Annotated in this window: 11 protein-coding genes; 1 reads left to right on the forward strand and 10 read right to left on the reverse strand. The window is 47.7% G+C overall.

Going from position 1 to position 13704, the window contains the following annotated elements:
• Window positions 1-31 precede the first annotated feature (31 nt).
• The 6 genes from deoC to F3H97_RS06550 form a co-directional block, all read right to left on the reverse strand.
• Window positions 32-697: a deoxyribose-phosphate aldolase gene (deoC, locus tag F3H97_RS06525; RefSeq protein ID WP_012726656.1), complete on the reverse strand. Its 666-nt coding sequence runs from the start codon at window positions 695-697 to the stop codon at window positions 32-34.
• A gap of 79 nt (window positions 698-776) precedes the next feature.
• Window positions 777-1655, reverse strand: a complete 879-nt coding sequence (rarD, locus tag F3H97_RS06530; protein ID WP_074036593.1) for an EamA family transporter RarD — start codon at window positions 1653-1655, stop codon at window positions 777-779.
• A gap of 107 nt (window positions 1656-1762) precedes the next feature.
• Entirely contained in the window at window positions 1763-2920 is a 1158-nt protein-coding gene (locus F3H97_RS06535; RefSeq protein WP_196430877.1) for a bifunctional cystathionine gamma-lyase/homocysteine desulfhydrase, read from the reverse strand.
• Window positions 2886-3824, reverse strand: coding sequence for a PLP-dependent cysteine synthase family protein (locus tag F3H97_RS06540; protein ID WP_196430878.1), 939 nt, complete (start codon window positions 3822-3824; stop codon window positions 2886-2888). The genes F3H97_RS06535 and F3H97_RS06540 overlap by 35 nt, the downstream gene beginning before the upstream one ends.
• 1 nt (window position 3825) lies before the next feature.
• The gene (locus tag F3H97_RS06545) at window positions 3826-4293 is read right to left on the reverse strand and encodes an S-ribosylhomocysteine lyase (RefSeq protein WP_074036589.1); all 468 of its coding nucleotides are present in this window, start codon (window positions 4291-4293) and stop codon (window positions 3826-3828) included.
• A 16-nt stretch (window positions 4294-4309) separates the two neighbouring features.
• Entirely contained in the window at window positions 4310-4933 is a 624-nt protein-coding gene (locus F3H97_RS06550; protein WP_196430879.1) for a class I SAM-dependent methyltransferase, read from the reverse strand.
• A gap of 308 nt (window positions 4934-5241) precedes the next feature.
• Here F3H97_RS06550 and F3H97_RS06555 point away from each other — a divergent pair, with 308 nt between their 5' ends.
• On the forward strand, window positions 5242-8898 hold the full coding sequence (locus tag F3H97_RS06555) for a S8 family serine peptidase (protein WP_196430880.1): 3657 nt from the start codon (window positions 5242-5244) through the stop codon (window positions 8896-8898).
• Window positions 8899-8945: 47 nt separating this feature from the next.
• On the opposite strand, the gene F3H97_RS06560 is transcribed toward F3H97_RS06555, so the two are convergent.
• The 4 genes from F3H97_RS06560 to dnaK form a co-directional block, all read right to left on the reverse strand.
• Window positions 8946-9695: a 16S rRNA (uracil(1498)-N(3))-methyltransferase gene (locus F3H97_RS06560; protein ID WP_196430881.1), complete on the reverse strand. Its 750-nt coding sequence runs from the start codon at window positions 9693-9695 to the stop codon at window positions 8946-8948.
• Window positions 9696-9698: 3 nt separating this feature from the next.
• Window positions 9699-10637, reverse strand: coding sequence for a 50S ribosomal protein L11 methyltransferase (prmA, locus tag F3H97_RS06565; RefSeq protein ID WP_078147163.1), 939 nt, complete (start codon window positions 10635-10637; stop codon window positions 9699-9701).
• Window positions 10638-10655: 18 nt separating this feature from the next.
• Entirely contained in the window at window positions 10656-11762 is a 1107-nt protein-coding gene (dnaJ, locus tag F3H97_RS06570; RefSeq protein WP_012726665.1) for a molecular chaperone DnaJ, read from the reverse strand.
• 110 nt (window positions 11763-11872) lie between these two features.
• Window positions 11873-13699: a molecular chaperone DnaK gene (dnaK, locus tag F3H97_RS06575; protein WP_159562505.1), complete on the reverse strand. Its 1827-nt coding sequence runs from the start codon at window positions 13697-13699 to the stop codon at window positions 11873-11875.
• Between the last annotated feature and the right edge of the window lie 5 nt (window positions 13700-13704).

The raw sequence follows: 13704 nt of genomic DNA on the forward strand, positions 1-13704 counted from the left end.
AGTGAAATTAAGTCGTGTGGTCAACCACTTATTAATAGTCGCTGTCTGAACGTCCACCAGTGACAATCGCGATACCTGCTGAAGCACCGATACGTGTCGCACCAGCATCGATCATCGCTTTCGCACCTTCGAAGTCACGGACGCCACCTGAAGCTTTTACGCCGATGTCAGGTCCGACCGTCTCACGCATGAGGCGAATGTCTTCAACTGTCGCGCCACCAGTCGAGAAACCAGTCGATGTTTTGACGAAGTCTGCTCCAGCTTTCACTGAAAGTTCGGCAGCTTTTTTGATTTCTTCTTTTGTAAGCATGCATGTTTCGAAGATGACTTTGACGAGTGTACCGTTTGCCGCTTCGACAACCGCACGGATGTCACGTTCTACGAGATCGTAGTCAGCATCTTTGAGTGCTGCGATGTTGATGACCATGTCTACTTCATCTGCTCCATTGGCAATCGCATCTTTTGTTTCAAATGCTTTTACCTCAGGTGTGTTTGCACCAAGTGGGAAACCGATGACTGTACATACTTTGACATCATCATCTGACTTGAGTTGTTCTGCTGCATATTTGACCCATGTCGGGTTGACACAAACGCTTGCGAATTTGTATTCGAGCGCTTCTGCACAAAGTGTTGTAATTTGATCTTTTGTTGTTTCAGCCTTTAAAGCTGTGTGGTCGATATAACGGGCTAATTCCATGATTCATTTCCTCCTCTGACAAATAAGTCTGACATCTAACATATTACCATGTTTTGATGAGATGTAACAGCTTTCAAATCTAAATCAACTGACGACGTTTACGAGCGACGACCCAACTGTTCCAACTAAAGAAGAAAATAGCGAGCCAAATGCAGGTGAAGGCAAAGACATGGTATGCCGTAAACGGTTCATGGTACATGACGACCCCGATAATCAAGCTAAGTGTCGGTGCGATAAATTGAAGAAACCCGACAAGCGTGAACGGGATATGTTGTGCCCCGTACCCAAATAGGAGAAGAGGTAACGCCGTGACCACGCCCGTTCCAAGAAGGGCGATCCAAATGACAGGCGACATGTTATACGCAATATTGTCGGTGACAACTTGATTTCCGAGGAAGAGCAATGCCACCGGGACCACCGCCAGCGTTTCAATTCCTAGGCTGACCGTAGAAGCAAGAGGACGTCGTTTCTTCACCATTCCATAGAATCCGAACGTACTCGCCAAGACGAATGAAATCCACGGGAACGTGCCGTATCCTAACGTCAAGACGAGGACGCCAATTGATGCAATCCCAACGGCCATCCATTGGACTCGATTTAATGATTCCCGAAAGACGAGCACCCCTAACACCATACTGACGAGAGGATTGATGTAGTACCCGAGAGAAGCTTCAATGATATATCCGTGATTGACAGCCCATATGTATACAAACCAGTTGGCACTGACGATGAATCCGTTCAACATGAATGCGTTTCGTGTAGCCGGATGTCGAAGTGCGTAACCGAACTCTTTCCACTGATTTGTCCATCTCAGAACGAGCAGAATAAATAAAAATGACCAAACGATTCGATGTGCTAAAATTTGACCGCTCGGTACTTCTTGCAAAAATTTCCAATAAATCGGAAGGACGCCCCACATGACGTACGCCCCGATTGTCGTCCATACTCCCTTATTCACACGTTCACCCGCTCTCTTACAAGTTAAAGACAGTTTAGTCGATGAAAGACTCCCGATACAAGACTTTTGTTTCATGAAAAAAAGGCGCGAAATCGCGCCCTGACCGTTTATTGTTTCACTTGTTCAATTGCTGTTAATGCTTGTGCCAAGTCTTCGATCAAGTCATCAATGTCCTCAAGTCCGACCGAAATACGGACGAGCCCATCGGTGATGCCAAGTTCCGCTCTACGTTCGGCTGGAATCGAGGCATGTGTCATGCGTGCCGGAACACTAATCAAACTCTCAACCGCTCCTAAACTTTCTGCGAGCGTGAAGTATTTCGTCTTCGCTACCATCATTTCTGCCGCTTCCGCTGAACCGACATCAAATGCGATCATCCCACCGAATCCACGTGCCTGCGATAAATGAATCCGCTTCGCTTCCTCACTGGATACACTTGGATGGAGCACGCGTGATACAGACTCGTTCGACTGAAGGAATTCAACCAATGCTCGTGCATTCGATTCAATCTCTTCCATCCGAACAGCCAACGTCTTGATTCCCCGTACAACAAGGAAGCTATCTTGTGGTCCAAGGACTGCGCCAACAGAGTTTTGAAGAAACGCCAAAGCTTCGCCCTGCTCTTCCGTTCGCGCGACAACAAGTCCCGCTACGACGTCACTATGTCCGCCTAAGTACTTTGTGGCACTGTGAAGGACGTAGTCTGCTCCAAGATCGATTGGATTTTGGAAGTAAGGGGTCATAAACGTATTGTCCACGACGAGCAACACATCTGCTTCATCGGCAATCTTGCGCATCGCTCGAATGTCCGTCACGTTTAAGAGCGGATTTGTCGGCGTCTCGATATAAATCATTTTCGTGTTCGCTTGAAGCGCATCCCGAACCGCTGTTTCATCGGATGTATCGACAAAAGTTGCTTCCAAGCCTCGTGACTGAAATACTCGATTGAATACACGGTACGTTCCTCCATATACATCAGACCCGACGATGACGTGGTCTCCAGATTTCAATAACATAAGCACCGTCGAGATGGCTGCCATCCCAGATCCGAATGCAAATCCTTGCACGCCGCCTTCGATGTCGGCAATCAATGTCTCTAATGCCGTCCGTGTCGGGTTTGCTGAACGTGAGTATTCGTACCCTTCCCGCAAGTTACCAATCCCGTCTTGCTTATACGTGCTCGTTTGATAAATCGGTGGCGTGACGGCCCCTGTCAACGGGTCCGTCGTTTTACCGCCGTGAATGAGTGCTGTCTTTGTACGCATGTTCTGCCTCCTTGACAATTCCTTGACTTAAATATCGTTCTGCACTATCAGGCAAGATGGTGACAATCGTGCCTTCCGTCAATTGATTCGCTTCTTTTACACATGCTGCAATGGCAGCCCCTGAAGAACTACCGATGAGCAAGCCTTCCTGTTTCGCTAGATGTGCCACGTAATAGAAGGCTTCCTCATCTGTGATGGTATGAATCGCATCGACGTAAGACTTCTCCAGAAATGGCGGCCATTTTTCGACGCCAATTCCTTCTGTTTTATGTGGTCCTGGTTCACCGCCGTTCATAATGGAACCGACCGGCTCCACGACGACAGTTTTCGTCCCAAGTGGCTTTAATGATTTGGCGACACCAGTGAACGTGCCTCCTGATCCCGCTCCCGCTACAAATACATCAATTTGTGGCACATCTTTCAACAACTCATGTGAAAGGATGTCGACATAAGCATCCGGGTTATCTGGGTTCGAGAACTGTTCTGGGACATAGGCGTCATGTTCTTTGGCCAACTCAATAGCATGTGCGATCGCGCCTTTCATGCCGAGTTCCGTCGGCGTGTTGACGACGGTGGCCCCGAGCAGTCGCATCAATGCCTGCTTCTCTTGACTGAATTTTTCAGGAGTGACCGTCATGAGTCGAATTCCGAATCGCTGACAAGCGAGCGCAAGCCCGATTCCCGTATTGCCTGCTGTCGGTTCGATCACCGTTCCACCAGGTGCCACATCGCCACGCTCAATCGCCCGTTCAATCAAATTCATCCCGAGTCGGTCTTTGACACTCCCACCTGGATTCATCATCTCGAGCTTTCCGTACACTTTGACATTCGCTGGTATAGGAAGCGTTCGAAGTTCAATAAGCGGTGTGTCTCCGATGAGTTCATAGACGTCACGGACAATCATCTTATGCCTCGTCCTTGAAGACGATATGCCATTCATCACGTTTTGCGAGCATGTCTGCCGCTAATTTTTTGGCACCTTCGAAATCATGATGGTTCGCATTCCCACATTGAACAGGGTTTTGCGCAGGCAATTCCTCAGCGTTCATCGCATCACGCAACGTCGCTTCCACGAGGTCAAGCATTCGTTCGTAGTTCCCATCATTGAGCATTGTCCAATAGAAACCTGTCTGGCAACCCATCGGTGAGATATCGACAATGTCTTCGGAATGATTGCGACTGTTTTCGGCAATCAAATGCTCAAGTGAATGAACCGCGCGCATCGGCATGAGTCCTTCGTTCGGTTGAATGAAACGAATATCGTATTTATAAATCGTGTCAGCCGTCCCTTCTTTCACACCAGCTAAACGGACAAACGGCGCCTTTACTTTCGTATGATCCAAGTTAAAACTTTCAACATTATATGTTTTCATGAGTAATTCCTCCTCGTTATTTAGTGGCTATTACGAGCCAGACAAACTTGTTTTTCTGCGTCATCGTCACGTTGTATCCGTTCTCTTCTAACATGGAACGAATCGTTGACGTATATGGATAGTATTCACGATTTAAATCTTCGACGAGGTCCGAGTACCCTTTCGCAGTCGCCCAATCGATGATGTCCTGACGAGCTGCTGGTGACTCAAACATCGTATCAAGCAACACGAACTTCGGGTGTTCCCAGTCTTCGACATATCGACCAATGGCCGTGGCTTTTTCAGAATCTGTCAAGTGGTGAAAAGCATATGACGATACGATCGTATCTACATGTGATAACTTCGGATATCGGAGAAAATCACCTTCGAGTACTTCAATCCCCAACTTTTCAACAGCAATTTGTCGCATTTCCGGCGACGGTTCAATCGCAATCAACGGATGCCCTTTTATAATTCGACTGCTCAAGTTTCCTGTTCCGACACCAAACTCAAGTACCCTTCCTTCGACATGTAGGGCAACCTCATCGAGCATTTGCTCATATCCGATGAACACTTCGTGATATTGCTCATCATGCCCCTCGACCGTCGTATCATAATCCTTTGCCCAATCCTTAAAGATGTCCATGAATGGTAAGTTCATATCGCTACCCCAATCTTAATTCTTACTAATTTGATATGTTTTATTGGTATTTAACTTTAACGTTACATTAACAGGTTTTTTTATTCATTTCAAGTCATTCGCTAGATTCTCGCATCATATGCAATTGGATATAGGTCTTATGTGTTAGGTCTTTAGTAATTGTCAGAACATTAAAATTTGTGCAAAAACACTTACCTATTTTACAAATAAATCCACTCTTTTTTATCTGAATAGCGATATGATAATTCTCAATGTAAGTCTATGCTTTATTTTTTACAGGTAATAACAAATTTTAGGGGGTCCATACGTTGTCACGAAAAAAAATCTATTTAAACGCTTCACTCGCCACATGTATCGCCTTGTCACCTGCACTGATTCAAGCTGGAACAACTTCTGTTTCAGCAGAAGCTTCCGTTAAACCGAAATTGGTTCTTGAGAAAAAACAGAAAAAAGTTCGGGTCGTTGTAGAGCTCGTCGGGGATCCTGCCATTGCCGAAGCCGCTCAAAAAGGGAAGAAATTTAATGAATTGTCGAAATCAGAGCAAAATAAGGCACAACAATCTGTTCAATCGGAGCAAAAACGTGCCAAATCTGCCTTGAAGAAACAAGGCGTAACCGCTACACCGATTGAAGAGTTCACGACCGTCTTTAATGGCTTCTCTACATTCTTATCTACAAGTGAAATCGCCAAAGTCGAAGCATTACCTGAAGTGGCGACCGTTCACATTGTCAACGAGTACGAGCGCCCTGAAGTCAAACCGGATATGATCACGAGTAACGGCATGGTTCAAGCCGAACAAACGTGGGGAGATTACGGATTTGCCGGAGAAGGTACTGTCGTCGCTGTCATCGATTCTGGAATCGACCCTGAGCACCGGGATTATAAGATCACCGACGCTAAAACGGCAGAGTTGACTCAATCAGAAGTCAATCAAGCCATCACATCGTTCGGTCTCCCAGGCGAATACGTCAACGAGAAAGTTCCATACGCATATAACTACTACGATGAGAACGATGACATCAAAGATGATTCACCTGGCGCTTCAATGCACGGACAGCACGTTTCCGGTACAGTTGCCGCAAACGGTGACCTAGAAAACGGTGGGATCAAAGGTGTCGCACCGGAAGCACAAATTTTGGGATTGAAAGTATTCAGTAACGACCCGAACTATGCGTCTACATATGGAGATATCTACATCAAAGCAATTGATGATGCCATTAAACTCGGTGCTGACGTCATCAACATGAGCCTCGGATCAACAGCCGGTTTCGTCGATGCCGATTCTCCAGAGCAACAAGCCGTTCAACGTGCTGTCGACAACGGCATCTTTATGTCGATTTCTGCTGGGAACTCCGCATACTTCGGTCACGGATTTGACTTGCCAACTGCTTCAAACCCAGATACGGGCGTCGTTGGGGCGCCGAGTGTCAGTCAAGCATCTACATCGGTCGCCTCTCTTGAGAACGATCAAATTCAATTGGATGCTTTCAGAGTCGGTGATGAGAAGATTGGATGGAAGAAACAAGACGGTCCTGCCTTCAAAGAAGGAACATACGACATCGTATATGTCGGAGACGGACAACCGGAGAATTATGAAGGAAAAGACGTAAAAGGAAAACTCGTCCTTGCTGTTCGCGACGGCGGTTACTTCTACTCGCAGATCCAAAAAACAGCTGAAGCGCAAGGCGCAGCAGGTGTCATCGTACGTGGTGCGGTCGGGCACGGCGATTATGTCTCGATGGCTCTCGATCAACCTCAAATTCCGATGGCTTCACTCAGCATCCAGGACGGGAATGAACTGAAAGACAAGTTAGCAGACGGTCCGCTTCAAGTGACGTTTGCCGGTGACCGCATCAGTGTCAATAACCGTTCAGCAGGTGCGATGTCTGATTTCACATCGTGGGGCGTCACACCGAACCTTGACTTCAAGCCAGAGCTTTCTGCTCCAGGTGGCCAAATTTTCTCTACGCTCAACGATAACCAATATGGGTTGATGAGCGGAACATCGATGGCAGCACCACACGTTGCCGGAGGGGCGGCCCTCGTCCTTGAGCGTGTGGACCGTGACTTCAAATTGAGTGGAAAAGCACGTGTCACGATGGCGAAAAACTTGTTACTCAACACGTCGAAGCCTGTCACAGATATCGGACCGTATAACCAAGAATTGAAACAATCACTCCCATACTCACCACGTCGGGCCGGAGCAGGTCTCATGCAATTGCATGCAGCCGTCACCTCTCCTGCTGTCGCATATGAGAAGTCGACAAAAGAAGCAAAAGTCGCTTTAAAAGAGTTGTCGAAGAGCAAAGCATCGTTCACGATCGTCGTCGAGAACACGTCGACTGAATCGTTAACTTATGATGTAGCCGCATCGTTGCAAACGGATCTCGCTGTCAAAAACAAAGACGGAATCGTTCAAAATGCGATGGAAGCGCAAGCACTTCAACAAGCGATCATTAAAATTAACGGATCAAACACAAGTAAAGTCACGTTGAAAGCAAAACAGAAGAAGGAAATTAACGTTTCAATCGATGTCTCGAAAGCAAAAGTGTTGAATCCTGAAACATTGGAAGGCACTGTATCCGCTAAATCTGTCTTTGAGAACGGCTATTTCGTCGACGGATTCCTTCGTTTGACTGATCCGCGCGGTACAGACGGTCATCCATCTCTCGTCGTTCCAATCGTCGGATTTGAAGGGGATTGGGGCAAAGCGCCGATCTTTGACGAGACAATCTATGGAGAAGGCGCATTCTATGGCGTCTCTGGATTGGTGGATGCAGAAGGAAACTACTTAGGTGAAAAACTAGATGAATCTGTGGCTAGCGAAGCGGTTGCCATTTCACCGGACGGAGACGGGTCGAAAGATACGGCTACTCCAGTCTTCTCGCTATTACGCAATGCGAAAGACATCAAATATCGCGTCGTAGATGAGAAAGGGAACGTCCTTCGCACCCTCAAGATGGAAGACGAATTGAGAAAGAACTACTTCGATGGCGGAAGTGGTGATTATTACTATTACGCAGCGGATAACGCTTGGGACGGAAAATTGAATGGGAAGATGGCGCCAAAAGGCACATATTACTATGAAATCGAAGCAAGCATCGATTACATGAAGAAACAAGCTCAAACGATGCGCATTCCTGTCAAAGTAGATTACACAGACCCACGCTTCACGCTTCGTTGGGACGACAACGTAGCAAGCGTCAAAGCGTCGGATGACTTTGCTGGAATCAACGGTATCGAATTCCTCATCAACGGGAAAGTCGTGGCAAAAGAAGCGAAAGCTTCAGCGAACTTCACACTTGAACAGCCGCTCGAGACTACAGATCAGCTTTCAGTTCGTGTGTCAGACAATGCCGGGAACGTGATCACTCGAAATGTTTCAACAGAAAATGATGCGGCCAAACCTGGTATCTTTGTCGATGCACCACTCGCCTTGTCTCCTTACGGTACATCCATCGTTCCATTGATCGGTCAAATCAAGGATGCCTCTGAAATCGCATCGTTCACGGTAGACGGGGTCGACGTACCACTCAAATATGACGCGTCAGCGAAACAATATACGTTCAATACGACACGCACATATAAGGATGGTTTCCACAAAGTCCGCTTTGTCGCAGAAGACACTGCTGGGAACGTGACGAACTTCGTCCGTCCAATCTTTGTCGACTCTACGAAAGCAACATTGTCGGTGACAAACGTACCGAAGAACGTATCGGCTAAACAGAAGTCTGTAAACGTGAAAGTTCAAGTAAAGGATAACTTCGACGAAATCAAGCTTCGGGTCAACGGGGACTTGAAATGGAACTATACGTTGAAAGAACCATACGCGATGCGTGCATTCTCACGCACGGGAACAATCACACTTCCAGTGACAGCGAAAGGAAAGAATACCTTCACGTTCGAAGTGACCGACCTTGCCGGGAACGTCACGAAAAAAGTAATTACAATTAACAAAAAATAAGCGATACAAAAAACGGATGACCTCAATCAGGTCATCCGTTTTTCATGTCATTTGTTGAGTTCAAGCGCGAAAGAAATCGCAGATAATGCATAAAGCGGCGCCGTTTCAGACCGAAGAATGCGTGGTCCAAATGCACATGCAGTCGCTCCAGCCTGAGTCCATTGATTGATTTCATTCACATCGAATCCACCTTCAGGTCCCGTGATGACGAGAACGCGTTGTTTCGGTTTCAGTTGAGTCAACAGTTGTGCGAAAGCAGACTGTTCCCCTTCTTTTGCCGACTCTTCATACGCGATGATGACGGCATCATAGCCCTCCATTTTCTGATGAAGCTCTTTCGGAGAGATGTAGGAACACGTCGGTACAACGGCACGATAGGATTGTTCAGCCGCTTCTTGCATAATCTTTTGAATCCGCTCCACTTTTTTCGGAGCTTTTTTTCCATCCCATTTGGCGACAGAGCGCGCTGATTCGAACAGCAACAGATGGTGAACGCCAAGCTCCGTCGCTTTTTGGGCGACGAGCTCGACTTTGTCCCCTTTCGGGAGTGCATACGCCAAAGTCACCTCGATTGGCAACTCAGTCGTTGCCTGTCGCGATGACGTGACTTTCGCTTCCCCGCTCTTCTTCTCAAGCGATGTCACGACACAGGCATACTCAACACCTGTACCATCCAACAGGACCATCTCATATCCAGGACCTTGTCGTAAGACTGTACCGATGTGGTGGACCACGTCTGAAGGAAGGATCACCGTTTCGCCTTTAAAGGCTTCTTTTGTCAAAAAATAACGTTGCATAACTTACCCCTTCTTGGCGATAATCGCGACCCAGTCTTCCATCACGCGCGTCTCTTCAATCTCAAATCCAGCAGCGACCAAAGCATTCGTCACTTCAGCCCGCTTCTCTCCGATAATTCCAGAGGTGATGAAGCGCCCACCTGACTTCGTACGTGCATAGGCGTCTTCGATGAAAAGGAGAATGACGTCAGCAAGAATGTTCGCTACGACTAAATCGTACTCGCCTTCCACACCTTTCAGAAGATCACCTGTGTCCACTTGAACGAGTTCGCCCACTCCGTTCGTCTCAACGTTTTGACGAGCAGCTTCGACTGCGACCGAGTCTAAGTCTAGTGCCTTTACCTTCGTTGCACCAAGTTTTGCTGCTGCAATCGACAATACACCCGATCCTGTACCGACATCAATGACACGGTCACCTTCCTGGATGTAGTTCTCAATCGCTTGAATGCAGAGCATTGTCGTCGGATGCGTTCCTGTGCCAAACGCCATACCCGGGTCAAGCAAAATCACATTCTCTTCCGGTTGCGGGGTGTACTCTTCCCATAAAGGAACGATGGTTAGTTGTTGCGAAATCTTTACCGGCTTATAATACTGCTTCCAAGAGTGTGCCCAGTCCTCTTCATCGATTTCAGCGACCGTGACGTCTCCAGATCCGATGTCGAGCATCGTGCGAAGTCGTTCGATTTCTTTTTTAAGATTCGAAAGTAAATCTTGAAAATCACCTGAGGCCGGGACATACGCTTTGACGTGTACGCCAGAAGTTGGATACGTTTCACGATCCGAAACGTCCCAAATTTCTCCGAAATGGTCCTCCGCCATCATTCTGTCGAAATCTTCCACGTCCTCGATGACGACACCTTGTGCCCCCACTTCGTGTAGTAAATTGGATACTGCTTCTACCGCAAGTTGTGTCGTGTGGACACAAATTTCAGACCATTTCATCGTTCGTACACACTCCTTTTAGTGACTAAAGAACTTTTTCATTTTTTGGAACATGCCATGTTCCTCTTCGACACCGGACTCTCCGCTAATTTCTTCAAATTCACGCAGTAACTCTTTTTGACGGTCTGTCATGTTTTTCGGCGTCATCACGATGACACTGACATACTGGTCACCATTTGCACCACCACGAACACTCGGCATTCCTTTACCGCGTAAACGGAATTTCGAACCGGTTTGTGTCCCTGCAGGTACTTTCAAGCTCACATTCCCGTGAACTGTTGGTACTTCGATTTCCGCACCGAGAGCAGCCTGGGCGAATGTAATTGGCATATCCATTGCGATGTGTTGGTCGACACGTTCAAAGATCTCATGTGCTCTGACACGAACGACGACGTATAAGTCTCCTGCTGGACCACCGTTCACGCCTGGACCACCTTTACCAGAGAGACGAATCTGTTGACCGTTATCGATACCGGCTGGGATTTTGACCTCGACGGTTTGTTTCTTCTTCACATGACCTGAACCATGGCAAGTCGGACATTTTTCTTTAATCGTCTTACCACTTCCGTGACACTGGCTACATGGACGCTGATTGACCATACGACCGAGAATCGTGTTCTGTTCGACCGTTTCGACGCCGCTACCGCCACATCGGTTACACGTTTCCGGTTTCGTGCCCGGTTTTGCTCCGCTTCCCATACACGTGTCACATTCTACTTCGATTTCGAGTTCAATCGTCTCTGTTTTACCTGTGACACTTTCCATGAAGTCGAGATCGACGACGTACTGGTAGTCTTCACCGCGACGTGGTGCATTCGGATCTTGACGGCGCCCACCGCCTCCAAAAAACATGTCAAAGATATCTCCGAAGCCGCCTTGGAAGTCACCTCCACCGCCGAACTGATTGGCCCCTTCGAAACCGAATCGGTCATACTGGGCCCGTTTCTGTTCGTCTGAGAGTACTTCATACGCTTCACCAATCTCTTTGAACTTGTCGGCAGCATCTGCTTCTTGGTTGATGTCCGGGTGATATTGACGGGCTAATTTTCGATATGCCCGCTTGATGTCTTGTGCTGAGGCCGACTTGTCGAGCCCGAGCACTTCATAATAATCTCGTTTCGCCACTATTCTCGCTCCTATCCTCACTAACTACGTATCGATTTTACCGATTCTACCTTAACATGGAAAGAGCCAAAGCAGAAACCTGCTTTGGCGCTCTCCTTTACAACGGCTGTTTATTTACGGTCGTCGAGATCCTCAAACTCTGCGTCCACGACATTATCGTCCTGTTTCGCTTCCGCCTGTGGTTCTGCGCCTTCAGCACCTTGCTGTTCAGCCATTTTAGCATATACTTTTTGCGTCAACTCTTGAACGACAGCTGACAATTCGTCTTTGGCTGTACGGATCGCCTCAAGGTCTGAACCTTCGAGAGCAGTTTTCGCTTTTTCTTTCGCAGCTTCTGCTTTTTCTTTGTCCGCCTCTTCTACTTGCTCACCAAGATCTTTGATTGCCTTGTCTGTCGCGAAGACGAGTTGGTCTGTTTCGTTGCGAAGTTCTGCTTCTTCTTTACGTTTGTTATCTGCTTCTGCGTTCGCTTCTGCTTCTTTCACCATACGCTCGATTTCCGCTTCATCGATACCTGAAGAAGATTGGATTGTGATCGATTGTTCTTTGTTCGTACCGAGGTCTTTCGCCGATACGTGAACGATTCCGTTTGCATCGATATCGAATTTTACTTCGATTTGCGGCACACCACGTGGTGCTGGTGGGATGTCCGTCAATTGGAAGCGACCAAGTGTCTTGTTGTCTGGTGCCATCGGACGTTCCCCTTGAAGGACGTGGATGTCAACAGCAGGCTGGTTATCGGCTGCAGTCGAGAACACTTGTGATTTCGATGTTGGGATTGTCGTGTTACGATCGATGAGTTTCGTCATCACGCCACCCATTGTCTCGATACCGAGTGAGAGTGGAGTCACGTCGAGAAGAACGACGTCTTTCACGTCTCCGGCAAGAACTCCACCTTGAATTGCTGCACCAAGTGCAACAACTTCATCCGGGTTAACCCCTTTGAACGGCTCTTTCTTCGTGAAGTCGTGGATTGCTTTTTGAACAGCAGGGATACGTGTCGAACCACCGACGAGAATGATTTTGTCGAGGTCAGATGGTGTAAGTCCTGCATCTTTTAAAGCACGACGCGTCGGTTCCATTGTGCGTTCGACAAGGTCAGCCGTCAATTCTTCGAATTTCGCACGTGTGAGTGTCATCTCCAAGTGGAGCGGACCTGCTTCACCTGCTGTGATGAACGGAAGGCTGATATGTGCACTTGTCACACCTGAAAGGTCTTTCTTCGCTTTTTCAGCAGCATCTTTCAAACGTTGAAGTGCCATCTTGTCTTTGCCGAGGTCGATGCCGTTCTCTTTTTTGAACTCTGCAACGAGGTAGTCGATGACTTTTTGGTCGAAGTCATCTCCACCGAGACGGTTGTCACCAGCTGTAGCGACAACTTCGAATACACCGTCACCAAGCTCAAGGATGGAAACGTCAAACGTACCACCACCGAGGTCATAGATCAAAATCGTGTGGTCTTCGCCTTTATCAAGACCGTAAGCGAGTGCCGCAGCTGTTGGCTCGTTGATGATTCGCTTGACATCAAGACCAGCAATCTTACCAGCATCTTTTGTCGCTTGACGCTCCGCGTCGTTGAAGTATGCAGGAACTGTGATGACGGCTTCCGTGACTGTTTCACCGAGGTAGTCTTCAGCATCTTTTTTCAACTTTTGCAAAATGATTGCCGAGATTTCTTGTGGTGTGAATTTCTTGCCGTCTACGTCGACTGTATGTGACGTTCCCATGTGACGTTTAATTGATTGGATCGTATTCGGGTTCGTGATGGCCTGACGTTTCGCGACCTCACCTACTTGACGCTCTTCTCCTTTGAATGCAACAACCGAAGGAGTCGTACGGTTACCTTCTGCGTTCGAGATGACGACTGCTTCGCCACCTTCCATTACTGCCACACATGAGTTTGTTGTCCCTAAGTCAATACCGATAATTTTACCCATCGTTT

Source organism: Exiguobacterium sp. SRB7LM (assembly GCF_015712685.1).
Classification (GTDB): domain Bacteria; phylum Bacillota; class Bacilli; order Exiguobacteriales; family Exiguobacteriaceae; genus Exiguobacterium; species Exiguobacterium profundum.